Origin of the sequence: Vibrio sp. T3Y01, from assembly GCF_013114525.1 — a bacterium.
Lineage (GTDB): Bacteria > Pseudomonadota > Gammaproteobacteria > Enterobacterales > Vibrionaceae > Vibrio > Vibrio chagasii_B.
Genome location: NZ_VTXJ01000005.1, coordinates 178,158 through 202,712, shown reverse-complemented (window position 1 = coordinate 202,712; position 24,555 = coordinate 178,158). Strand labels below are relative to the sequence as shown.

Genomic DNA, 24,555 nt, shown 5'->3' with positions numbered 1-24,555 from the left:
TCGTACCTACTTAGAAGAGCGCTTTAGAGAAGCGACATCGTTCGCAATAAATCGAACGGTGTGGATCGCCATCAATGAGAAACAAAGCAACAACACGCCATTGATAACAAAATATGATACGCCCATGACTGGCGTTACCTTGTTAGATAACATGAGATATTGATAACTCAGAACTGCCATTAAAATGTTCAGAGCCAGTAGGAAAACGGAAACACACAATCTAAATGGGATTTTTGCTTTTTCTGGCAACATGGCAACCACCACATCCACACCCATGTGAAGCTTGTGTTTGTAACAGGAGCTAATCCCTAAGTAGACAGCCCAAATGAAGCAAATAACCGACAACTCTTCGCTCCACGGGACAACAAAGCCAAATCCATAACGCAGGACGACGTTAACGATAACAACCAAAACGGTGATCGATATAGCGATAGAAGCGAGGATTTCTTCAATATTTTTCAATAAAAACAAAAGACTTCTCCAGCGAAATACCGAATACAACGTGGGTATTTCAGGAATAAAACGGCCTAAGAATAGTTAGGCCGTAATCATTAACTAATTAATTGACGTATGCAGGATTACTGTGCAGCTCGGATCGTTTCTAGCTCTTTCATGATCGTCGCGTGTATACCTTCACTCCAGCTTGGGAACTGATTGTACACATCTGCCGTCAACTGGTTGAATTCTTCAGAATTCACTTCATTGAAGGTAACGCCTAGCTCTTCAAGTTTCTGAGTGTATTCAACATCCAACTTAACTAGCTCAGCAGTGTTAGATTCAGCGCCAGCCTCTAGCTCTTCGTTGATGATCTGTTGTTGCTCTGGCGTAAATTTGTCCCAAAGCGTTGGTGAAATGTAGATACCCACTGTGCCAAGGAAGTGCTTAGTCAAAGACATGTTCTTAGCCACTTCGTAGATCTTGGTTGAGTACATTGTCAGGATAGAACCTTCAAGACCGTCAACAACGCCTTGCTGAACACCTGCATAGGTCTCAGGGAATGGAAGAGAAGCTGGAGCTGCTCCCATTGCTGAAAGTGTGCTAATGAACAGCTGACTTTGTGGAACACGAATACGCATGCCTTTCATGTCATCAGAGTTAACGATCTCTTTATTGGTGATCATATGGCGGAAGCCAAACATGTAGTCTGCATTCAATACTTTGATGCCCTTCTCTTCCGCTTTAGTCTTAAGGCCAGCGACGAAATCAGTGTCCATCATCGCTAAGTATTCATCGTAGGTGTTGTACAGCATTGGACCTGCCAGTGCAGCAAAGTCAGGCACGTAATCACCTAGATAAGTCAAATCCTCTACCGCAATCCAGTTGGCACCGTTAACCACTTGTTCCAAGTTATCTTTGTAAACAGGCAATTGACCACCAGGGAAAACTTTAATGTTTACCGAGCCATCGGTTCTTTCTCGAATTTTGTCGGTCGCTTTGATTAGCTCTTGTGTAAGCAGCTCATTTTGAGTGAACACAAGGCTCATGTTGATATTGATCGGCTCGTCTTTAGCTTCAGAACCAGCCTTGTCAGCTTCACCACAACCAACAAGCAGCGTTGCCGCCATAATTACTGTACCTAATAGCTTTTTCATTTTTTATCACCTTTATGTGGCTATCGTTTTCTAAATATAGAGGGTGTTATTAAGTTTTCGTAGAGTATGTGAGTGAATTATTACATTCATATGAACATTAATCCCACCCACTTGAACATTGTGAGTATAAGGTCTCACTATTGTATAAACTCTGTACAACACGTTTAAGCTAGCTCTCATTTAAAATAAGTAGATATAGCGGATAGATAATAAATCTGTAATAAAGTAGAGCTACTGTTTCCTGAATTTTCAAATGAACATCGAGATTGAATTATGATCACAGGCCACCGCGGTGCCGCTTCTTTAGCACCAGAAAATACGTTAGTGAGTATTGAACACGCAGCGAAAGCTGGTGCTAAGTGGATTGAAATTGATACCCAGTTGAGCGCTGATGGCATCGCTATGGTTTTTCATGACAAGACAGTCAATCGTTGTACTAACGGAACGGGCAATATCGCCGATTTAGACTTAACCACACTCAAGACCTTAGATGCTGGTAGTTGGTTTGGTAGCGAGTTCGCGGGGACCACGATTCCTACTTTGAGCGAAGCGTTCGATAAATGCCTAGAACTTGATGTAACTCTGAACCTTGAGATCAAAATTTATGACGATAAGGCTATTCAGCCACTCGTTGAAACAGTGATCGCACTGATTGAGCAAAAGCAGTTCCCTATTGAAAAACTGCTCATCTCAAGCTTCAAAAAAGAGGCGCTAAGTCTTTGCCAGCAAATGATGCCTGAGGTTAAACGTGGTTTTATCTGCGAAGTGTGGAACGATTTCAGCCTCGAGTCACTTAAATCACTCGACCTTTACAGCATTCATATCGACCACCGAATTCTTGACGAGAAAACGGCCAAAGCGATCAAAGCTTCAGGCGCTATTCTTAAAATATGGACTTTGAACGATCCACAATTGGCGGCTAAATATTTCAACCTAGGCGTCGATAACATCATCACTGACGTACCAAACCAATTTTAGTGGGCTTCTATGGAACTGAACCATCGCCAGAAAGAAATACTCGCAACGCTTAAAGCTAACCAAGATATTCAGATCGACCACCTAGCCGAGTTGTTTTCTGTTACCACTCAAACCATTCGTCGTGACGTAAACCACCTGTGTGAGCAAGGTCTAGCGCGCAGAGTGCACGGAGGCGTCAGCTTACCCACTACGCTCACGAACACGAGTTATCGATTCCGCGCTGGCGTTGAGTCAGAAACAAAAGACAGTATTGCTATAGCAGTTGCCGATGCGATACCTGAAGGCTCAACAGTCATGATGGGCATTGGTACCACCGTCACTCGAATCGCACAGTACTTATTGGCAAAGCCAGCGCTAAGAGTGATCACTAATAACCTTCAGGTGGCTCGCATCCTTGAGGCAAATGAGCAGATTGAAGTGTATTTGGCGGGTGGCTTGTTCCGACGAGAACACCAAGACATGGTGGGAAGTAGCGTGGTCCACTTCTTTTCCGACTTTGAAGCAGACATCGGCATCTGTGGTTGTGGTTCAGTAACAGACAGTCACTTCGCCATGGAGCATGAACAAGTTGAAGCTGACCTATCCAAGTCGATCATAAAGAACAGCCGTGAAAGTTGGCTAGTCGCAGATGCCAGTAAATGGGGCCGCTTTGCCGCTCTGAAGGTAGCGTCACTGAATGATTTTGACCGCATCTACACGAACAACACTCAGCTGCCATCGGAATTGAACATACATTTGGTCGAAGACTAAGTACATCAATAAAGTAGAAAAAAATAGATGGAAAAAGCCTAGCTTCAACGCTAGGCTTTTTTGATTCAGCAAGATAGACGGGAGAAAGGCTACATCCCAACAAAGAAACTGATCACTAGCGCATTAATCAAATCAACGAAGAAGCCACACACTAATGGCACCACGATAAAGGCTTGTGGACTTGCACCATAGCGGTGAGTCACGGCTGTCATGTTTACAATCGCTGTTGCAGTCGAGCCTAAAGTGATGCCTCCGAAGCCAGAACATATCACCACTGAGTCGTAGTTTCTTCCCATCAAGTAATAAACCACAAAGATGGTAAACAGCAGTGAAAGTAGAATCTGGATACTCATGATCACTGAGATGTAACCAAACAACCCATCAAGGTCCCAGATACGCAGCCCCATCAATGCCATGGTTAAGAACATGCCCAGACAGATATCAGAGATCATTGCCAACCCTTTACGACCTTGGGCAATTTTTTCTTGTGTGCGACGCTTCTTGAACAAAGCCCGACCAACGTTTCCGATTAAGATACCCGCAATTAAACAGCTCACGAATAACGGCAGCTTTAGACCCATTGAGTCGATAACTTCACTCAAGCTGTAACCCAGCATGAGCGTCAAGTTTAAAATCAACCATGCCCACAGAACACCGTAATGACTAAGCTCAATTTTTGTTTCACTTTCTTGGTATGCACCAACGGTCACTTCTTCTTCATTTGAAGGGCTCACTTTGTGTTTATTGAGAAGGTAGTTGGCAATCGGGCCGCCAATGACACAGGCTGCAATCAAACCCACCGTGTTGGACGCCACACCAAGCTCCAGCGCGTTAGAAATACCAAACTCTTCTACGAACATTGGCGCCCAAGCTAGGGTTGTACCAACACCGCCAATCAAGCTAATTGAGCCTGACAACAAGCCCGCTTTCGCATCCATACCAAAACCCGATGCGACAGCCATACCCACCACGTTTTGAAGAACAATAAAAGTCGACGCGAGACAGAGCAAGATAAACAGCGGCCGCCCACCTTTTACCAGCGTCTTGATGTCCGCTTGTAGCCCAATACCAGCAAAAAAGTAGAGAAGCAGAAAGTCTCTGACATCGAGGCTAAAAGTGATTTGGATTTCAAAGAGATAGTAAAGCGCAGCGACGGTAGCGGCACAAACAAAACCACCAATAACTGGCTCTGGTAGTGAATACTTCCTTAGTACTTCAGAGCGCTCGATTAAGCCTTTACCAATAAACAGTAATGAGATCGCTATAGTAAAGGAGAGCATTGGAGAAACGAGGGTTTCTGTCATGATGCGGTAGATTCCTAAGAGTTAAGATTATTCATAATGTTGCTTACTCTTAATCTTGTAGATCCACAGCGATAAATCAAGCGTTTATCGGTGACATCAATCGCTAATCTGGATCAAAATGCTTCAACATAAACAGTGGGAGTGACGAACACAAAAAGGATTTGAGAAAGGAATGTTTCGAAAAGAAGAAGGGGATAAAAATTTGGGCACCCAAAAACGAGAAAACCCCAGCATTTCTGCTAGGGTTTTGAATAGTGGTGGAAGGATGGGGATTTGAACCCCAGATACGCTATAAACGTATACTCGCTTTCCAGGCGAGCGCCTTAAGCCACTCAGCCATCCTTCCACAAATTGTGTGTTGAGCGCGTCACTCAACGAGGCGCTACTTTATTGATTCTGCTTGCTTTGGTCAAGGGGCATTATCAAAAAAAGTGCCTTTTTAAGTTTGTTCGATTATAAATTAACTCATTAGATCAAAAACAAACCAAATTTGATGCTATCGCTATTCTTGAGCTTGTTGCCTTTCTTAAGCTTGCTGACAGTAGCCTGGAACTCTAAACCACTTACGGCACATATCTAAGAAGTAACCGTACAATACGCCCATCCCACAAGAGATCACCGCGTTACTGGTTACCGCAGTCACGATCTGGTCGCTTGAAGCACCAACAGCTAACAAAATACCAGCATACACTGGGGACTGGAATAATACATAAGCCATAAGGTCTGACAGGTTTTTCATCAACGAGCTTTGTGAAAGCTTTGCACCATTACGCAAGAACCAATCACGGAACACGCCATAAGGCCATGCAATGGCAATATTTACCGGAATCGACAGCGTTCGAGAAGCAAGAGATTGCTCGAACGTCATACCAGAGATGAACACTTCTACGATCATGCCGGAGATAAAACAGAAAACTACCATAGCAAATGTATCCGCCGCTGCGTTACGAATACAAAATGGACCACGAGACTTCATTGAGCGTTAAACCTAAAATATATCACTACCTATTTAGTGATTTAGCAACATATAAACAAGGCACTTTCGCACCCCACCAGACAATGTCGCTATTAAAACACAAGATTAGCAGTCATACATTTCAAATTAAAAATCAAGTTGTAAATTAACAACCAAAAACCATTTAAAAACCAGTCACTTCAACCAGGAAATTACATAAAGGTCAAAATATAGGCGATTCGTTATTAACTTTCCGTAATTAAACAACAATTATGCCATGGGAAGGTTCACGGTAATTATGTTGATAACATCTTGAGTCGGCGGAGCGCCCAAAGAAACCTGTTCTAACGCTTTATCGACTTGAAAAGAAAGCTCAGCATTGTCCATAGGTTCGACCTGCTTACGTAGGCTTTCTAACGCAGACTGAATCAGGTCTAGGTTATTGTCTTCTAACGCGACATAGAGTGTCACGAGTAGCTCTTCGGTATTGTCCTTGTTACGCAGATCAGGTTTCGGTAGTGAGCGGCTTGGGCTCTTATTCTTATGAAGGTTCGCATCGTGACTGTTTAAGCTCAAAGGCTTAACTAAAGGCCCGTTCTCATTCTGGCTTTTGGTTTCATGATATTGATACAACTTATTAGAGTAACGGAACAGGGCATCATCAAGTTCACGCTCATCAATCGGCTTAGCGATAATATAATCGACTCCAGCCCCAAGCATACGCTCACGAGTCTCTTTAAAGACATCAGCCGTACAACCAAATATCAATACTGAAGACACTTCACCAATTAGCGCTCGAATGGCTGTTGTTGATTCTACGCCGTCCATGACTGGCATGTGGTTATCCATCAACACGAGGTCAAATCGTTCAGCAACAAGCGCCTGTATCGCCAGTTCACCATTTTCAACGCTCTTGCAAGTAAAGCCCTTGCTATTCATAAAGGTCTCAATGATTACCGTGTTGGTTCGATTGTCTTCAACGATCAGCACCTTCAAACCAGAATAATCTAACTTCTTGTGTGGCAGGCTCTCTATTTCACCAGGCTGACAAGGCTGAATCTTCAAGCGAACATCAAAGCTCGTGCCTATCCCTTCTTCACTGGTGACGGTAATACTGCCATCCATCAACTGGGCAATTTTCTTCACAATCGCGAGGCCAAGGCCAGTACCGCCAAAACGCCTTGTGGTCGAAGACTCCGCTTGTTCAAACGGTTTAAAAATACGCTTTTGAGCTTCTTTAGAGATACCAATTCCAGTATCACGAACTCGAATACTCAGATAGGTGTCACTCCCCTCTACGACTTCTTTCAGGTACACCTCAACAAAACCGCGTGAGGTGAACTTCACTGCATTATTTAAGAGATTAAATAGGATTTGACGCAAGCGAGCTTTGTCGGAAAAGTACCAACGACCGGAAGGCACTTCCGAATAGACCTTAAATTGAAGCCCTTTCTCTGAAGACAATGTGTAGTAAACACTGTTGATACTGCCGATGATCGAATCCAGCGGGAAACGCGTCTCATCAAGATCTAACCGACCCTGCTCAATCTTTGAAAAGTCCAAGATTTCGTTCAGCAAGGTCATCATGTGATCGCCTGATTCATACAGACTCTTTAAGTGCTTCTCTTGCTCAGCATTAAGTGGAGTTTTTAACAGAATTTGCGCAGTACCTAAGACACCATTCATTGGGGTACGAATTTCGTGTGACAGGGTCGCAAGGAAAGCGGTCTTTGCATTGGTTGATGCTTGCGCTTTCACTTTTTCTGCTTCGAGATATACCGTCTTCTCATTGAAGGTTTTGATTAGGTGGCCGATCTCATCATGACTTGAATAATCAACGTCAATCACCTCGCCGGCTTTTGAACTGTTAACCTGAGTGGCTATGTTAGTGATTGGAGTGATTAAATAACGGTTAAGCAAGTAGTAACCTGCCATCACACACAGTAGCAACAAGGGCACAATACCACCCTCGATACTCATCACCTGACGAAACACTTCATCTGCTACCCGAGATTTAGAGTTAACGACATCAACTTGCCAGCCAAATTCACCGAATTGATTGCTACTAATGTAGATCCCTTCAACGAGATTAAAGTTATGAGAAACCAAGACTTGGTTTAGCTTGTCTCTCAAGGTAATACCAAGGTTGTACTCTTCTGCGTGGTTCTTAATAAAACCCAGTAACTCTTCCAAAGAGAGGTCCACCGTCGCGATACCCGCAAAGGTGCCATCGTAGTAATAAGGCGAAGACGCCGTGATCATTCGAACGTGCGTGTATGGATCGATGTAGACATCACTCCATGAGATGGTTCCCTGCGGTTCATCGACCACTGAGGTATACCAGTATTCTTCGTGATAAGGGGCATTTTTAGGATTGTTGTAAGAAAACAGTTGGTCGATGCTGCCATCGTCAGCTTTGTTGAAGAAGTAACTGTTCAGCAACTTATCGGGATCGAGCGTGTAAGGTTCAGGCCAAATACCAGCACTGACGATTGTGTCGTCACTCGCGGCTAACATCGACTTGAACAGCGGGATGACATCTTCGCCTTTACGATGCGCCTGAGCAAAGCCAACTAAACTATCAACAAAGCCTTGAGAGCTACTGAGTGGCTCTGTAATCAACGAAGACAGCAATTGCGTACGTAGGTCGAGGTTTTGCTGCAGTTTGGCGCGCACGGGGGATTCTACGACGTAATACGTCACACTACCGACAATAGCAATAAACATTGCAAGGTATAACCCAAGCGCTACCATGCTTTTTTTCTTTAAGGACGACCGTATCTGCATAATTCTTTTATTGTTTTCTTTTCTGTTAAACCTAGTGTTTATCATCAACGACATCAAGCCTTTTTAGATTGAAGCTTGATTGGCACAAGTTCATTGGTACTATAAGCGCAAATATGTTCCCTTTTACGGTACCTCACTTTGACTTTACAAGATATTCTTGCGCTTCCAGAGTTGGAAGGAAAGCTAATCACAGAACACAAAACCATAGGCTTTGTCACTGCAATGGCTGCAGCGCCTAATGTGTTAACCCCTCATGAGTGGCTACCGTTCCTTTGGGGTGGCGAAGAAGTTGCTCCTTTCACTGATGGCGAGCAACTAGAAAGCTACATTGAAGTGATCATTGCGCTTTGGAACAAAACGCGTCCAGAATTAATCGAAGGCACTTGGGTTTGGCCTGAAGCTTGTCAATTAGACGAGGAGGAAGTGGTTAACACTGCTGCTCGTGATTTCTGTGAAGGCTTACTTCAAGGCTGGCAGATTGCTCGTGATGATTGGGAAACGCTAATGCCTGAAGATAGCGAAGACAACGCGCTTGTTGGCGGCGTTCTACTTTCTCTTAGCATGCTTTACGATCCAGAAACTTCAATCGCTACGCTTGCAGAACAAGGCATTGAAGGTTTAGAGCAGTTTGAAGAGATCTTCAATGCGGTTCCTGTGATGCTTTGCGGCCTAACTCAGCGTGGTATTGCTCTGGCTGAAGCTCAATAAAAAAGTATTCAACAAAAGCACTTAACTAAACAACAAAAGGCCTCACGATGAGGCCTTTTTTAATTAGAGCATGCTAAGTAACGCGAAAAACTCCAAATACGTAGAAGAGCACTCACATCAAAAAGATTCGTTACTTAAAAGCCTTTCCAATCAAAGTCATCAATACGCTCATCAGCAATATAGAACAACTTAGTACCACTGCTGACAACTTGATCCAATTCTGGGTTGAGCTCAATACCATTTCCGGAGTCTATCGCAATCAAGGTCGCTTGATACTTCTCTTTAAACACAGAGAAAATCGGCGCAACGGTCACTGGCTCAGCGTCTTGAGGGTAATAAGTCGAATACTGTGTCATGCCACGTGTCGAACTGAGTAGTTCTTGGTGCAGCGCACTGGAACCGGGATCAACAGCAGCTTTTGCAAGCATCTCTGCGCCTACTGCCGGGATACACTCTGAGTTTGGACAGTGCTTGTGGAGCAAATCACTCAATGCTTCATCTTTAAAGTAAACCAACAGATGTGCTTCTGGGTTTCGGTTGGCACAGTAAAGTGCGGCAGATAAGGTAATATCATCTTCTGGGTTATCAATCAGGATACAACTGGCAGACTCGATGCCTGTTTTTTCCATCTCTTTGCCATCAGTGTAGCTGTTTACTTTAACGAAATTGATTTCGCCAGGTAACGGGTTCTCGATATCTGAACGAGTACATAACACGATTGGTCGCTTGCCCGTCTCTTCATGCTGCAACATACGAATGAGGTGAATGGTTCTTTGCTCATTCCATCCAAGCATCAAAATGTGGTTGTCCACTCTAACTCTCCTTTTTCCTAACAAGCCAGCTCGCCAATATTCAACACCTTCTGTGGCAACCTTACCAAGTAACGCAGCAAACAGGCTCAGTCCACCCGGAATCACAAAAAGAATGACAATCCATCGACCCGCTTCTGTCGTCGGTGATAAGTCGCCATACCCCACTGTCGAAGCCGTCACCACTAAGTAATACGCGAATGTCGTAAACGAACTGGTTAAGTCCGTCTCACCCACCAAATACAAACTCGACCATGAAATAAACACATAGCCAAGAAAAGTAAATAACAGGTTTTTGCCGTTCAAAACAAAGATGTTTGCTTTGATCCAACGTTTTAGTTGCAACCAGATTATCATTCGAGCCTCAAATCCTTCGATCTTACTTACATGCTAGAAAAAATACGCGATATCAACAAGATGAATCATCAGAAAAAGATACATGCTCACAAGATTGATATTTATCAGGTTATCTTTGGGCACAAAAAAACCAGCACTATAGGCTGGTTTTTAATTTAGTCAGATAAATAAGCCGCTTAAGCGTTGCCTTTTACCTGCATGTTTAGCTGCTCTGCGAAATCTAGCATACGATTCAATGGGATAAGCGATTTAACACGTAGCTCGTCAGAAACGAAGATTTCGTGTTGCTCACCGCCATTCTCAAGCGCATTTTCAATCGCTTCAAGGCCATTCATCGCCATCCAAGGGCAGTGTGCACAGCTACGACAAGTTGCACCAGCACCCGCCGTTGGTGCTTCAATCAGCTCTTTTTCAGGAACCAGTTGTTGCATCTTGAAGAAGATGCCTTTGTCTGTCGCGACAATCATCTGTGGATGAGGCAGCTCTTTCGCTTTCTTGATTAATTGGCTAGTAGAACCCACAGCATCAGCCAGCTCAACAACGCTTGCTGGAGACTCTGGGTGCACAAGAATTGCAGCTTCAGGGTATACCGACTTCATTTTCTTCAATGCATCAGCAGAGAACTCATCATGAACGATACACTCACCTTGCCAAAGCAACATGTCAGCGCCGGTTTGATTCGCGATATAAGAACCTAAGTGGCGGTCAGGGCCCCAAATAATTGGTTTCCCTTCAGCGTCTAGGCTTTCAACGATTTCTAGAGCAATGCTCGACGTCACCACCCAATCTGCACGAGCTTTAACAGCCGCAGAGGTGTTCGCGTATACAACGACAGTATGGTCAGGATGAGCATCACAAAATTCTGTGAATTTATCAGCAGGACAGCCAAGGTCAAGTGAACATTCTGCTTCAAGCGTTGGCATGAGAATGCGTTTTTCAGGAGTAAGGATCTTTGCAGACTCACCCATGAAACGAACACCTGCGATGATCAAAGTGCTTGCTGAGTGACGGTTACCGAATTTAGCCATTTCTAATGAATCGCCAACGAAACCACCAGTTTCTTCTGCCAGAGCCTGAATTTCAGGATCTGTGTAGTAGTGTGCAATTAGAACTGCATCTTTTTCTTGAAGTAGTTTTTTGATGTTTGCGATGTGGGCCTGTTTCTGAGCATCGCTCAATGGAACTGGCTTAGGCGGAAACGGGTAAACTGTATCGATTTTATCTAGTATATGACTCATTGCTCTTGCTCTACGCAACTTCTTCCGAGAATCCGAGTATTCTACACAGGACAGCGATGAGGATCAAAAAGGATTGGTTGTAAGCAAGTACAGTTAGATATTGAAACAGGCATAAAAAAGAGGCGCCTTAGCACCTCCATTTGGTTTTATAAGTGGGTTTGCGCCACTTTAGCCGAAGCACTATTTGGGTACTCGGTAACGACTTGTTGGTAATATTTCTTAGCTTGCGGCGCATTATTGTTGCGCGCTGCTATGTCACCAAGCTTAACCAGTGCGTCCGCTCGCTTGTTTGAGTCTTTGTACGACACAACAGCGGCAAAGCTCTTCACGGCTTCTTTATCTTGCTTCTTAGCAAAATAAAGCTGACCTAACCAGTAATGAGAATTAGGTGTGAAGGTAGAATCTGGGAAGTCTTTTTGAAACTTCTGGAATGCAGCAATTGCACCCGTGTAGTCTCGTTGCTTGAGAATCATGTCTACAGCATTTTGATAAGCAGTCTGCTCATCGACATCAGTACTGAACGTACCAGAAGCTTCTTTAGAGCCTTCGCTCGCGGCTACTGCTACTGTTGCGGTACCTGCTGCTTTCACCTCACCTCTTACGCGATCAAGCTCGATAAAGAGTTCACGTTGGCGCTCTAGCATTTGTTTCATATCGTAACTGTTGCGTTCTAGCTCACCACGAAGTTCACTGATTTCCAGTGCCATGTCGTCGATTTGCTGTTGCATTTGAAGCTGAACAAGATTGCGATTTTGAAGCAGGCGCTCTAAACGCTCAATATCTGATTCGTTAGATGCTGATCGAGAGGAAGAAGAAGTTGAATTGGTTGCGGTGCTATTGAGATCGGATACTGGAGCTGGTGCAGCGAACGCAGTGTTCGCTGCACTTGCCAGTAACGAAAGCAAAATAACTCGCTTTGTGTTACTGAACATGAGGCAATTCCTCAATTAAATAGCTTACTAAGATTAGTAAACTAGTACTGCACGACGGTTTTTAGCGTACACATCTTCAGATTGACCTAGAAGAAGTGGCTTCTCTTCACCGTAGCTTACGATAGAGATTTGGTCAGCTTGAACACCTAGAGCTTGTAGGTATTTTGCTACAGCTTGTGCACGACGCTCGCCAAGTGCGATGTTGTACTCAGGAGTACCGCGCTCATCAGCGTGACCTTCGATAGTTACTTTCATGTCTACGTTCTTAACTAGGTAAGCTGCGTGAGCTGCTAGCATTTCTTCGTAGTCGCCAGCGATAGTAGAGTTATCGAATGCGAAGTAGATTGTTTGAGTTTCACGTAGTGCTTGCTCTTTAAGCTCTTGCTCAGACAGTTGACCGTTAGCGTCAATTGGCGTTACAACAGTTGTATCTACGTTGCCTTCTGAACCAGAAGTTGTTTGGTTGCTTTCAGTACCAGAAGTTGCAGATGTTGCTTCATCAGTTGAGCTACATGCCGTTACTGCCATCACTGGTAGTGCAATCATCAAGCCTTTAAGAACTTTATTAAGTTGCATCGTTTTTTCCTTACGTTATCAAACTTAGTTTCTACAGCCGACTAAGTGCTATAGATAGTTAATGCCACAATAGTTAACACTATCAATAGCTAAAAGAATCTGTGACTTTTCCTAGAGGAACGGTGACCATGCCGGCGCTCTTACGCGTCCGTTGGTAGCCGGTAATCTAGCTTTAAAGCGACCATCGATAGAAACCATCGATAGTACGTTCGTCTTGTTGTAAATAGAGCTATAGATAACCATACCTCCATTTGGTGCAATACTTGGAGATTCATCTAACAATGTTTTTGTTAGTACTTGAACCGCACCGGTTTCCAAATCTTGTTTAGCCAGGTTAAAACCTGAGTTGCTGCGATTTACCATTATCAGGAATCGTCCATCAGGGGTAATCTGGCCACCTAAGTTTTGGCTACCTTGCCAAGTAATACGAGAAGTCGAATTATTGGACAAATTTACATTATATATCTGAGGTTTACCACCACGATCAGACGTAAAAATAAGAGACTTGCCATCTGGATGCCAGAATGGTTCCGTATTATTCGAACGGCCGCGGGTAATTTGAGTCAGTTTACGGGTTGCGAGGTCAAGTGTGTATACCTGAAGACTGCCCGTTTTCGACAATACTAGCGCTAGCTTTTTACCGTCAGGAGAGAATCTTGGCGCACCATTATGACGTGGGTATGACGTCACCTTCTCACGCTCACCCGTGTAAATATTCATGATGAAGATTTCAGCTTGGCCGTTCTGGAAGCTTACGTACGCAAGCTTTTTACCGTCTGGTGACCATGCCGGCGACATTAGAGGCTGCTTAGAGCGAAGTACTAGACGCTCATTGAAACCATCGTAGTCTGCTACGCGAAGCTGGTACGGGTATTTGTCTTTGTCGTTCACAACAACGTAAGAGATACGTGTTAGAAACGCGCCTTTCTCACCTGTTAGCTCTTCATAAACCAAGTCAGAGATACGGTGTGCGTACTCTCTTAAGCGCTTACCTGGTACGGTCGCTTTCTTGTTGAACAACACGTGATCTTTAGAAAGCACCAATTGACCTTCATCGCTTAACGCTCGGCTTTGTCCTTTCGTCAGCTGACCACGAACAATATCGATCAGTTGGTAATTCACAACGTACTGCCCTTCGGCGTTCTTCGTGATGCTACCTGTTAATAGTGAATCAACACCTAGGTTTGTCCAAGCGTCAAAGTTCACCTCAGTTTCGCTGTAAGGCGTTTGCGGCATTTTGCTTGTCGCAACTGGGCTAAACTTACCACTGCGCTGTAAGTCAGAAGCGATAACCGCTGACACATCGTGTGGTAGTGGCTCTGCACCTTCCCAGCGGAAAGGTACGATAGCAATAGGTCGTGCAGAGTTAATACCGTCTGTAATAACTAACTCCAGTGCTGCATGTGCAAACTGGCTGCTTGTCGCTATTACAAAAACAAAACTCAGTAATAGTTTCTTTAACACAAGTTCGTCCTTTTACTCTGGTGATACCGTTAAATTAATGTCTTTTAGTGACTTCACAATGTCTGGGTCTTTAGGCAGTGGGTAAGATTGTACCTGTGCCACCGCACGCTTGGTTGCTGCACATAAGCGGCTATCGCCATCCAATATGCTTAGGCTACCCAAGATAGCGTTTGATCCTGTTGGAATAAGCTTGAGGTTGACTCGGCATGAGCGACCTCGGTAGCTGTCTTCTAACAATAGGTTTTGTTGAATCAATTGGGTGTAAATTGCACCGTAACGCTGCGCTTCATCACTAATAAATTGTTGTCTTGCTGAAGAGTTTTGAGTCGCTTCGGTTTCAAGCCCTGCAAAGATGTCGTTCAGTGCAGCTTCTTGTTGTTTGCGCTCCTTCTCAGCTCTGGCTGCCGCCTCTTTTGCTTTACGCGCTTTCTCAGCTGCTGCAGCGGCTTCTTTCTCTTTCGCTATACGTTGCTTCTCAGCACGTTCAGCGGCTTCTTTTTCTTTACGAGCTTTTTCAGCGGCCTCTTGTGCGGCTTTTTCTTTTGCCACGCGTTCTTGTTCCGCTTTTGCAATCGCTGCTTCTTTCGCTTTACGCTCATTCTCGGCTTTCACTAGAGCCGCCTCTTTTAACTTGCGGTCTGCTTCTGCTTTAGCAGCTTTCTTCTTCTCTTGCTCTAAACGCGCTTGTTCAGCTTTACGTTTTTTCTCATTCTCGACACGTCGTTTTTCTGCTTCTCGTGCGGCTTTTGCATCCTTCGCTTGTTGCTCTTTTAGCTTACGGATGTTTTCTTCTTCAGCTTTACGATTTTTTTCTAGCCTTTCGCTTTCGCGTCGCAATTTATCTAAACGTTCTTGCTCTTTCTTACTTGCCGCTTCACGTTGTTGACGGATTTGTTGGGCTTGTTGACGAACCAATTGAGGGTCGATAACGACAGCCTGAACCATCTGCCCCGTAGGTTTTGGTTCAGACATAGTAAAGTCCGCTCCCCAAATGAGAGCAACGAATAAGACAACGTGCAGCCCAAGTGAAATTAGAAGCGGCTTTTTGAAACTATTGGATTTTTTATTATTCGCTTTCATGAATGCTACGGAGCTATTCCCTTATATCCGTTAAAAGGCCAACCTTTGGCACACCTGCACGGCTTAATTCATCAAGTAACAAAACCACTTCAGCGTAAGGAGTAGCAGCATCGCCACCCACCGCTACTGGAGAATTCGGTTTCAAAGACAGTTCAGCTTTTACTCGAACGATGATGTCTTCCAATGATAGACCTCGTTGTACCTCTTCGTCGTTAACGCTTAGGCCAAGCTCGCCATCTTTATTCACCTCAACGATAATGAAACTCGCGTTGTCATCACCTAATAAATCTTGCGCTGACTTAGCAGTAGACGCCTGTGGCAGTTCAACATCCACACCTTGAGTTACAAACGGCGACGTCACCATGAAAATGATCAGCAATACGAGCATAACGTCAATATAAGGTACGACGTTAATCTCAGCTGTCATCTTGCGTTTTTTAGGTTGGTATCCAGCCATCTATTATTCCCTGCCAGCCATCGCTTGACGGTGAAGAATGCTGTGGAACTCTTCAGAGAAAGTCGCGTAGTTATGTTCTAGCTTACCAACACTGCTACTAAAGCGGTTGTATGCCATTACAGCTGGAATCGCCGCAAATAGACCCATCGCTGTTGCGATAAGCGCTTCTGCAATACCTGGTGCTACCATAGCGAGTGTTGCTTGCTTTACTTCACCTAACGCGATGAATGAGTGCATAATACCCCAAACGGTACCGAACAGGCCGATGTATGGGCTAATTGAGCCAACGGTTGCTAAGAAAGGTAAGTTGGTTTCTAACTCATCCACTTCACGAGCCACTGCTACGCGCATTGCACGACCAGTGCCTTCCATGATGAAGTCAGGAGACGTTGCGTTTGATTTACGAAGGCGAGCAAATTCAGTAAAGCCTGCATAAAAAATTTCTTCTGTTCCAGAAAGCTCGTCTTTGCGCTTGTTGCTCTCTTGGTACAACTTAGCCAGATCAACACCAGACCAGAATTTATCTTCGAAGACTTCTGCTTGTTTAGAAGCTTGAGATAGTACCTTACTTCTCTTGATGATCATCGCCCAAGAAACGACAGACATGCCCATAAGGGTCAGCATGACCATTTTCACTAGTAAACTAGCTTCTAGAATTAGGCCTAAGATTGAGATTTCAGCAGTCACTATTCGTTAGCTCCGTAAGAATAAATGTTGGCATTGCCTTGGGTTTCATTTTTTGATTGTCGATACATGCTACCTTAACCATTGCTTTACACAATGCTTTGCCATCAGGATTTACGATCTCTTGACAGAAGACCAAGGTAGCTCGCTTTAACTCGTAAATATTTGTAATGACTTGTAAAGAATCATCAAGACGTGCGCCTTGAATGAAATCAATATCCATATGTCGGACTACAAAACCGATGTTTTGTTCTAATAATACTTGTTGAGAAACGCCAATTGAGCGCAGCATCTCAGTTCGAGCACGCTCGAAGAACTTGAGATAATTCGAGTGGTACACCACGCCACCTGCGTCGGTGTCTTCGTAATATACGGTTACTGGCCACGTAAACGGCTTAGATAATCCCTGCAAATTGATACCACAAACCAAAAATCGATAAAGACATCACTATAACCTAACTCCTTATCATTAATAGTATATGGCTGTGAATTTTTTGATTTAATAGACGAAAAAAAAGGCCATCTGTATAAGATGACCTCTTTTTGACTAAAAACCCAACAAGTACAAAGGCTCACGTTCAATGAGAACCTAAACCACACCTATTTTATAGAAGGCGTAGCACCGTTAGGTAGAGCAGAATGGTGAGTGAAACGTATGGGCTAAACAGTAGTTGCCACATCCAAGCTCTCGGTTTAAACCCAACACCGTAAACCATGCTTGAGCATACTGCCCAAATAAACATAGGCCCGATGATCGCGTTAAATCCACCGATGCTTGCTGCATACGCTTCAGGATCCCACATCACTAAACCAACATGCATGAAACCCAATATTAGGGACAAAGCTCTTAAGAGAGTCTTGTCCATTGGTCGATGCAGCTTAGCAACTTGTTCTGCGAGATTACTCACTGTCTTTGTCCATCATTTCAGAATGCTCAAGCCATAGAGCATTGATGATGCCGAATGCACATGCTAGAAGTACACCCAAAATCCATGCGAAATACCACATAAAATTTCTCCTAAGTTATTTCACTTCTAGCTTAGTAAGCTGAAACGTCGTTATCTTCGATGTGTTTCTTATCTAGGCGACCGAACATTTTGTAGTATGTCCAAGTTGTGTAGCCAAGAATCACAGGAACCATTACCGCCGCAACTGCAGTCATTAGACCAAGTGTCAGCTCACTCGCTGTTGAATCCCACATAGTCAAACTATGGTCAGGGTTCAGGCTTGATGGCATTACGAATGGGAACATTGCAAAACCAGCCGTTAAGATAACACCAGCGTTAGATAGGCTTGAGAATAAGAAAGCAAAACCACTGCGCTCAAGACGAGATGCAATCACAGCGAACAGTGGCATAACCACACCAAGAATCGGTGCTGCCCACATTGCTGGATAAATCTCGAAGTTTGTCATCCACGCGCCAACTTGAAGTGATACTTCTTTGTTTAGCGGGTTAGAGTCCGCGAACGTGTCAATCGTACTTGTAATTACATAGCCTTCGATAGATTGAACCCAGAAGCCACCAATAACAAATAGAACAATTGAGATCAGGCCTGTGATCTGAGCAACGTTACGAGCACGAGCGTGCAGCGCTTCTGTTGTCTTCATTTGTAGCCATGTTGCACCTTGCGTCACGAACAACATCAGAGCCAATACACCACATAGCAATGCAAACGGGTTTAGCAGAGCGAAGAATGTACCGTGGTACTTAGACATCATTAGGTCGTTCAGGTCAAATGGAACACCTTGTAGAAGGTTACCAAATGCTACACCAAAGATGATTGGCGGAACTGTGCCACTAAAGCAAAGTGCGTAGTCCCACGCTTTACGCCATTTTGGCTCTTCAATCTTAGAACGGTAATCTAGAGCCAGTGGACGTAGCCAAAGCGCTGCTAGAGTCACGTACATAGCAAAGTAGAAGCCAGAGAAAGACGTTGCGTAAACCAGTGGCCAAGCGGCGAACAGTGCACCACCAGCCGTGATTAACCAAACTTGGTTACCATCCCAGTGAGGGGCAATCGTGTTCAGCATGATACGACGTTCAGTGTCACTCTTACCGATAACCGGTGAAAGTGCTGCAACACCCATATCAAAGCCATCAGTTACTGCGAAACCTACCAGCAATACACCGATTAGGATCCACCAAATAAGTCGTAAGCTTTCGTAATCAAACATTAATATTCCCTCACTTATACTTCAACTGAACGGCTAACTTTGTCTTCAACAGAGTTATCGTTTTGTTCGAAGTGGTAACGGCCTGTCTTCAAGCTACTTGGACCTTTACGTGCGAATTTCAGCATTAGGTAAACTTCTGCAATCAGGAACACTGTGTACAGTGCCAAGATAGCGAATAGAGAAGTCCATAGCTGTTCAATAGTTAGTGCTGATGCAGCAACGTTAACCGGTAGGATTTCACCAACCGCCCAAGGTTGACGACCAAATTCAGCAACGAACCAACCTGCTTCAATCGCAATCCAAGGTAGTGGGATTGAGAATAGTGCTGCTTTAAGTACCCATGGTTTCTGTTCGATCTTCTGACGACACGTTTGAACAAACGCCGCACCGAATACAAACAGCATGATGAAGCCACAAGCAACCATCAGACGGAATGACCAGAATAGAGGCCAAACTGTTGGGATAGAATCATCCGCAGCCATTTGGATTTGGTCTTCTGTTGCATCAACAACGTTGTCTGTGTAGCGCTTAAGAAGTAGACCGTAGCCTAGGTCACCTTTCACTTCGTCGAACGCTGCCATGTTTTCTTCAGACTTATCGCCTGCACGTAGTTTTTCTAGAAGCTCGTAAGCGTACATACCAGTACGGATACGATCAACGTGGTCATCACGTAGGTCACGTAGACCCGTTACTTCTTTATCAAAAGAACGCGTTGCAATGATACCCATTACGTAAGGGATCTTAATTGCGTAGTCAGTATCCATTGTTTCTTGGTTAGGAATACCAAAAACAGTAAATGCTGCTGGTGCTTCTTCCGTGTGCCACTCTGCTTCTACTGCAGCTAGCTTCACTTTCTGAACTTCACCAAGCTCGTAACCAGATTCATCACCTAGTACGATTACTGACAAGATCGCCGCCATACCGAAAGATGCTGCAATCGCGAAAGAACGACGAGCAAAGGCAAGGTCACGACCTTTAAGAATGTAGTATGAGCTGATACCAAGGATGAACATCGCACCCGTTGTGTAACCAGACGCTACTGTGTGTACGAATTTAACTTGCGCTACCGGGTTTAGTACAACTTCAGCGAAGCTCACCATTTCCATACGCATGGTTTCAAAGTTAAATTCCGCACCCACTGGGTTTTGCATCCAGCCGTTTGCTACCAAGATCCAAAGCGCAGAGAAGTTAGAGCCAAGTGCTACTAACCAAGTTACCGCTAAGTGTTGACGCTTTGACAGTCTGTCCCAACCGAAGAAGAAAAGGCCAACAAAAGTAGACTCTAGGAAGAATGCAACAAGCGCTTCGATAGCTAGCGGAGCACCAAAGATGTCGCCAACATAGTGAGAATAGTAAGACCAGTTAGTACCAAACTGGAACTCCATGGTTAAGCCTGTCGCTACACCAAGAGCAAAGTTAATACCAAACAATTTACCCCAGAACTTGGTCATGTCCTTGTAAATTTGCTTGCCAGTCATTACATAAACAGACTCCATGATGGCAAGTAGAAATGCCATACCTAAAGTCAGTGGAACAAATAGGAAGTGATACATCGCTGTAAATGCAAACTGCAATCGCGACAGATCAACAACATCAATCATGGTAACTCCTTTGTGTCGGCTGAATGACACTTGTGTGATTATTCACCTCAAAAATCCATGTTAAAACAATTTGTAGAATTGTTATTACAACTTGAAATTTGTAGCAAAAACGTACCGTTATAGTTAGATTATTGTTAAGCATGAGCTAATATAGCTGGCGCTAATATTACTGGTAAAATCAGTATGTTTCAAAAGGTTTATGGGAGAACCCTGCGTTGATTTGTATCAAATTTATTCGTGCAAAATAGGGTTAATTTTGTACAAATATGATTAAAATCACACCAATTCGGCTTGTCTTAATAACAGTGCATGATACCTGTGACAAAACCTCAGCACACCATCAACATTCAAGTCACAACTACCCATAAAGTATTAACAAGAAATATGACAACTTATTTCAATTTTTGTTAGCCAAATCAAAGCTGAAATCAAAGTTTTCATTTTTGAGCGACCCTATTTGAGCTTTATAGCGACTCGCGCAAAGAGTTGTTATTCAGTAAAATGCAAAAAATCCCAGCGCTTATGCAACTGGGATCTTTAAAAATGAATAATTTAGCGATTAGACGGTAGGTCTATCCCAAAGTGTAAATAGGCTCTATCAGTCGCGATTCGGCCCCTTGGTGTTCTTTGTAGATAACCTTGCTGTATTAGATAAGGCTCCAATACATCTTCAATGGTGTCTTTCTCTTCACCAATTGCTGCAGCCATATTGTCGATACCAACTGGGCCGCCACCAAACTTCTCCATAATTGCCAATAGAAGCTTTCTGTCCATATAGTCAAAACCTTTAGCATCAACATCTAACATGTTCAGTGCGCTGTCTGCGACCTCAGGACAAATATGTCCGTCCCCTTTTACTTCCGCATAATCGCGGACGCGGCGCAGTAAACGGTTGGCAATACGTGGTGTACCACGAGCTCGGCGAGCCACTTCCAACGCCCCTTCTGCTTCCATCGAAAGGCCAAGGCAGTCAGCGCTGCGCTGTACGATGTTTTGCAAGTCTTCTACTTTGTAATACTCGAGACGTTGAGTAATACCAAATCGGTCACGCAGTGGAGAGGTCAGTGAACCAGCACGCGTCGTTGCACCAATCAGAGTGAACGGTGGCAAGTCAATCTTGATAGAGCGCGCCGCAGGGCCTTCACCAATCATGATGTCCAACTGGTAATCTTCCATAGCTGGATACAACACCTCTTCAACCACAGGGCTTAAGCGGTGGATCTCATCAATGAATAGGACATCATTTTCTTCAAGGTTGGTCAGCAGCGCCGCTAAGTCGCCGGCTTTCTCTAATACCGGCCCAGAAGTGGTGCGAATGTTTACATCCATCTCATTGGCTACAATATTCGCCAATGTGGTTTTACCCAAGCCTGGAGGACCAAATATCAACAGATGATCAAGTGCTTCATTACGCAATTGCGCCGCTTTGATGAAAATCTCCATCTGGTCACGAACGTGGTCCTGACCTTGATAGTCGGCTAACGCCTTTGGTCGTATTGCACGGTCGATAACATCTTCATCTTTAAAGACCGGATTGTCAGGAGCAATGAGGCGATCTGCTTCAATCATAGAGAGTTCCAATTTGAGAGTATTAACTCTGTTTTCTTTAATTCTTGCTTAGCCGTTATCTAATATTCGAGCTAATGAATACTAAGCATATTCTAACAAGATAGTAGTCGCTAGAGATAAACACGATGCAGTAACTGAGCTTACATCGTCAGCGTCGGTTTTTATTAAACCATCGACTTCAAGGCATCACGAATCAACTGTTCGCTCGTCATACCTTCTTTAGCCACTTGAGAAACCACCTTAGAAGCTTGAGTCGGCTTATAGCCCAATGCAAGCAGTGCACTTACCGCTTCTTCTTCAGCATCGTGAACGGTTGGCATAGAGTCAATTGGCGCCGCGTCAGTCGCAAGCGTAAACAGGTCACCAGCCCCCCAACCTTTTAGTCGGTCTTTCATCTCAACAACTAGACGTTCAGCGGTTTTCTTACCAACACCCGGTAGCTTCACTAGCGTAGAAATGTCTTCACGCTCAACACTCTGAACAAACTGGCTCGCCGTCATACCGGAAAGAATACCAAGGCCAAGTTTAGGGCCCACACCGTTTGCTTTGATGACTTCACGGAATAACGCCCGCTCTTTAACCGTGTTGAAGCCATAAAGTAGCTGAGCATCTTCACGTACTACAAAATGCGTGTAGATAATTGCCTCTTCGCCTACGTTTGGTAGTTCATAAAAACAGCTCATTGGCATTTGTACTTCGTAACCAACACCACTGACTTCAATCAATAATTCTGGTGGCTGTTTTTCTATTAATGTACCGCGTAGACGTCCGATCACTGTTCGCTCTCTTGATGGAATTTAGTTTGAGGGACAGAATATAAAAGAACTGGATGCTTATCCAGTTCTTTATGTTTTTTGGAAGGATTTATTTACGCTTGTTTAGCTTGGGAAACCACGTTATTTAGGCTTTCGACTAGATCTTTGACAGAGGTAACATGTCCTGTCAGTTCAGAACCATAATTAGCCACTAAACCTGATACCGATTTTGTTTCCGCAACGCTCTGTGCCACTTCTGAGCTCGCAAGATCCAGCTCTTTCAGTGAGTCCATCTGCATTGCCATAATATCGGTCAATTGGTTCACATCCGTAGAGATAGTCTGAACCTCTGAAATAATGCCGTTCATTTCATTGGCTGTCGTTTCGATGATCGCTCTACCATGTTCCACTTCCACTTTACTGCGATCCAACAAACTTCGAATCTCAATGGCTGAGTGACTACTTTTCGCTGATAGCTCCCTTACCTGATCAGCAACCACAGCAAAGCCTCTGCCCTGCTCACCTGCGCGAGCCGCTTCTATCGCAGCATTCAGTGCGAGTAAGTTGGTTTGCTCAGCGACCGACGTAATCAAGTCTGCAACCTTCATGATTTCTTGGTTGCTTTGAATAATTTGGCTGATTGCACTGGTCGAAGCCTCAAGTGACTCAGAGCTTTTCTGTGCTTTAGTGCCTACGGCTTCGCTGCGATCTTTGAGTTCTCCGACAAATGAATTTGACTCTGCGATACCTTGCGTCATCTGATGCAATTGCTGGCTCATCTCCTCGGCAGCACTCGCCTGAGATTCACAATTGATGTTCAACACTTCAACTTGCGCATGTAGGTCTTGTGACTGTTGTTCTAAATGGACAGAAACGTCCTGTAGGCTTTCAGAGTTTGAATTCGCTTGGTCAAGTACAACTGACAAGCGCCCTTCACTTTGCGTCGCTTGGTTTGCGACCTGCTGACTTTCCGAAATCGCGTCTTCTGCCATCTCGATAGCGACTTCTCTCTGTTTCGCGGTAAAAGCTTGGGCAATGCAGATCACCACCAGTGGCATAATCACGCCAGACCAGGTTTCAACCACCACCGCTTCCGGAGTAAGTACTAACTGCGGAAATTCAAAGCCATCAAGATGAGCCGACGTCATTACCAATGACACGCCAATCACTAACCCACTCCATACCAAAGCGACAAGACGTGTTCCTGATAAAAAGAAGGCAACCACTAACAAAGGCACCCAATACGCCTGAGTCGAATCCACCACACCACCACTTTGATAGATGATATTGAGCGCATGCACCGCCATGCCGACGAAGCCAAAATTAAGTGCCAAGCTAGGTTTGCTGGTAACACGCAGTAGGATAGCTGAGATCAGTTCAAATACGATCAAAAATACAGAGGTAGCTACCAGAAGCTGTTCCCCGTGCTTTGTCCATTTAACCAAGCTATAGACACCGACAAAAAAGGCGATAAAGGTAAAGAGCAATAAGATATCGGCTTGTCTGACTTGGTTATTGCTCCATCCACTGCTTTTAGGGAGAAATAGCGCGCGCCAAAGCTTGATAGGGTTCATCAGTGATCATCCTTGATTAACTTGTTAGACCTCCGACCAATGTTAATAACATGTTAAATAGTGCGCAATGTTATTATTTAGGTTCTGTTCGAAAGATCTCATTTCATCAGGGATTTAGCGGCGTATTGCTGTGATCTGAGCCAAACCAAACGTGAGGCTCATCAATGGAAAAAGAGAAGGTAACCTGTTGGCAGCTAACTGGAGATGGA

At 44.3% G+C, this 24,555-nt stretch carries 24 protein-coding genes and 1 tRNA gene; 3 read left to right on the top strand and 22 right to left on the bottom strand.

Going from position 1 to position 24,555, the window contains the following annotated elements; genetic code table 11:
* Window positions 1-6 precede the first annotated feature (6 nt).
* Window positions 7-471 (bottom strand): TRAP transporter small permease, encoded by a 465-nt coding sequence (locus F0232_RS07765; RefSeq protein WP_050651502.1) that lies wholly within the window; start codon window positions 469-471, stop codon window positions 7-9.
* Window positions 472-578: 107 nt separating this feature from the next.
* Entirely contained in the window at window positions 579-1,592 is a 1,014-nt protein-coding gene (locus F0232_RS07760) for a C4-dicarboxylate TRAP transporter substrate-binding protein (protein WP_050653983.1), read from the bottom strand.
* Window positions 1,593-1,865: 273 nt separating this feature from the next.
* Here F0232_RS07760 and F0232_RS07755 point away from each other — a divergent pair, with 273 nt between their 5' ends.
* Together F0232_RS07755 and F0232_RS07750 are read left to right on the top strand one after the other, a co-directional pair.
* Window positions 1,866-2,570: a glycerophosphodiester phosphodiesterase family protein gene (locus F0232_RS07755; RefSeq protein ID WP_061032852.1), complete on the top strand. Its 705-nt coding sequence runs from the start codon at window positions 1,866-1,868 to the stop codon at window positions 2,568-2,570.
* 9 nt (window positions 2,571-2,579) lie between these two features.
* Window positions 2,580-3,320 carry a DeoR/GlpR family DNA-binding transcription regulator gene (locus tag F0232_RS07750; protein ID WP_061032853.1) on the top strand — a complete coding sequence of 247 codons (741 nt, stop codon included), beginning with the start codon at window positions 2,580-2,582 and terminating at the stop codon, window positions 3,318-3,320.
* A gap of 89 nt (window positions 3,321-3,409) precedes the next feature.
* Here F0232_RS07750 and gltS read toward each other — a convergent pair whose 3' ends face one another.
* From gltS to F0232_RS07730, 4 genes are all read right to left on the bottom strand, one after another.
* Window positions 3,410-4,624, bottom strand: coding sequence for a sodium/glutamate symporter (gltS, locus tag F0232_RS07745; RefSeq protein ID WP_061032854.1), 1,215 nt, complete (start codon window positions 4,622-4,624; stop codon window positions 3,410-3,412).
* A 255-nt stretch (window positions 4,625-4,879) separates the two neighbouring features.
* A tRNA-Ser gene (locus tag F0232_RS07740) sits at window positions 4,880-4,970 on the bottom strand.
* A 180-nt stretch (window positions 4,971-5,150) separates the two neighbouring features.
* Window positions 5,151-5,600: an L-alanine exporter AlaE gene (locus F0232_RS07735; protein ID WP_004741076.1), complete on the bottom strand. Its 450-nt coding sequence runs from the start codon at window positions 5,598-5,600 to the stop codon at window positions 5,151-5,153.
* A gap of 249 nt (window positions 5,601-5,849) precedes the next feature.
* Complete coding sequence (locus tag F0232_RS07730) at window positions 5,850-8,333, bottom strand: hybrid sensor histidine kinase/response regulator (RefSeq protein WP_105057369.1); 2,484 nt, start codon at window positions 8,331-8,333, stop codon at window positions 5,850-5,852.
* Window positions 8,334-8,504: 171 nt separating this feature from the next.
* On the opposite strand from F0232_RS07730, the gene F0232_RS07725 reads away from it, so the two are divergent.
* Window positions 8,505-9,074: a UPF0149 family protein gene (locus F0232_RS07725; RefSeq protein ID WP_061032856.1), complete on the top strand. Its 570-nt coding sequence runs from the start codon at window positions 8,505-8,507 to the stop codon at window positions 9,072-9,074.
* Window positions 9,075-9,208: 134 nt separating this feature from the next.
* On the opposite strand, the gene F0232_RS07720 is transcribed toward F0232_RS07725, so the two are convergent.
* From F0232_RS07720 to F0232_RS07645, 16 genes are all read right to left on the bottom strand, one after another.
* Entirely contained in the window at window positions 9,209-10,240 is a 1,032-nt protein-coding gene (locus F0232_RS07720; protein ID WP_105057370.1) for a potassium channel family protein, read from the bottom strand.
* Window positions 10,241-10,416: 176 nt separating this feature from the next.
* Entirely contained in the window at window positions 10,417-11,478 is a 1,062-nt protein-coding gene (gene nadA, locus F0232_RS07715; protein WP_008219920.1) for a quinolinate synthase NadA, read from the bottom strand.
* 146 nt (window positions 11,479-11,624) lie between these two features.
* Window positions 11,625-12,410: a tol-pal system protein YbgF gene (ybgF, locus tag F0232_RS07710; RefSeq protein ID WP_008219921.1), complete on the bottom strand. Its 786-nt coding sequence runs from the start codon at window positions 12,408-12,410 to the stop codon at window positions 11,625-11,627.
* A 33-nt stretch (window positions 12,411-12,443) separates the two neighbouring features.
* Window positions 12,444-12,986: a peptidoglycan-associated lipoprotein Pal gene (gene pal, locus F0232_RS07705; protein WP_004741083.1), complete on the bottom strand. Its 543-nt coding sequence runs from the start codon at window positions 12,984-12,986 to the stop codon at window positions 12,444-12,446.
* Between the two features lie 111 nt (window positions 12,987-13,097).
* The gene (gene tolB / locus F0232_RS07700) at window positions 13,098-14,450 is read right to left on the bottom strand and encodes a Tol-Pal system beta propeller repeat protein TolB (RefSeq protein WP_061032859.1); all 1,353 of its coding nucleotides are present in this window, start codon (window positions 14,448-14,450) and stop codon (window positions 13,098-13,100) included.
* Between the two features lie 12 nt (window positions 14,451-14,462).
* The gene (gene tolA / locus F0232_RS07695) at window positions 14,463-15,530 is read right to left on the bottom strand and encodes a cell envelope integrity protein TolA (RefSeq protein WP_105057371.1); all 1,068 of its coding nucleotides are present in this window, start codon (window positions 15,528-15,530) and stop codon (window positions 14,463-14,465) included.
* 13 nt (window positions 15,531-15,543) lie between these two features.
* A complete protein-coding gene (tolR, locus tag F0232_RS07690; RefSeq protein ID WP_004741086.1) occupies window positions 15,544-15,987 on the bottom strand; it encodes a protein TolR in 444 nt (147 codons plus the stop codon).
* 3 nt (window positions 15,988-15,990) lie between these two features.
* On the bottom strand, window positions 15,991-16,674 hold the full coding sequence (tolQ, locus tag F0232_RS07685; RefSeq protein WP_008219926.1) for a protein TolQ: 684 nt from the start codon (window positions 16,672-16,674) through the stop codon (window positions 15,991-15,993).
* Window positions 16,664-17,101, bottom strand: coding sequence for a tol-pal system-associated acyl-CoA thioesterase (gene ybgC / locus F0232_RS07680; protein WP_061032861.1), 438 nt, complete (start codon window positions 17,099-17,101; stop codon window positions 16,664-16,666). Before ybgC ends, tolQ begins: the two co-directional genes overlap by 11 nt.
* A 175-nt stretch (window positions 17,102-17,276) precedes the next feature.
* Complete coding sequence (gene ybgE, locus F0232_RS07675; RefSeq protein WP_032498481.1) at window positions 17,277-17,579, bottom strand: cyd operon protein YbgE; 303 nt, start codon at window positions 17,577-17,579, stop codon at window positions 17,277-17,279.
* Window positions 17,572-17,679: a cytochrome bd-I oxidase subunit CydX gene (gene cydX, locus F0232_RS07670; protein ID WP_000270284.1), complete on the bottom strand. Its 108-nt coding sequence runs from the start codon at window positions 17,677-17,679 to the stop codon at window positions 17,572-17,574. Before cydX ends, ybgE begins: the two co-directional genes overlap by 8 nt.
* A gap of 31 nt (window positions 17,680-17,710) precedes the next feature.
* Window positions 17,711-18,847, bottom strand: coding sequence for a cytochrome d ubiquinol oxidase subunit II (gene cydB, locus F0232_RS07665; protein WP_105057372.1), 1,137 nt, complete (start codon window positions 18,845-18,847; stop codon window positions 17,711-17,713).
* Between the two features lie 14 nt (window positions 18,848-18,861).
* Window positions 18,862-20,448, bottom strand: coding sequence for a cytochrome ubiquinol oxidase subunit I (cydA, locus tag F0232_RS07660; RefSeq protein ID WP_105057373.1), 1,587 nt, complete (start codon window positions 20,446-20,448; stop codon window positions 18,862-18,864).
* Between the two features lie 552 nt (window positions 20,449-21,000).
* On the bottom strand, window positions 21,001-22,017 hold the full coding sequence (ruvB, locus tag F0232_RS07655; protein WP_008219931.1) for a Holliday junction branch migration DNA helicase RuvB: 1,017 nt from the start codon (window positions 22,015-22,017) through the stop codon (window positions 21,001-21,003).
* Between the two features lie 164 nt (window positions 22,018-22,181).
* Window positions 22,182-22,793: a Holliday junction branch migration protein RuvA gene (ruvA, locus tag F0232_RS07650; protein WP_105057374.1), complete on the bottom strand. Its 612-nt coding sequence runs from the start codon at window positions 22,791-22,793 to the stop codon at window positions 22,182-22,184.
* 92 nt (window positions 22,794-22,885) lie between these two features.
* Complete coding sequence (locus tag F0232_RS07645) at window positions 22,886-24,346, bottom strand: methyl-accepting chemotaxis protein (RefSeq protein WP_105057375.1); 1,461 nt, start codon at window positions 24,344-24,346, stop codon at window positions 22,886-22,888.
* Window positions 24,347-24,555: the final 209 nt, after the last annotated feature.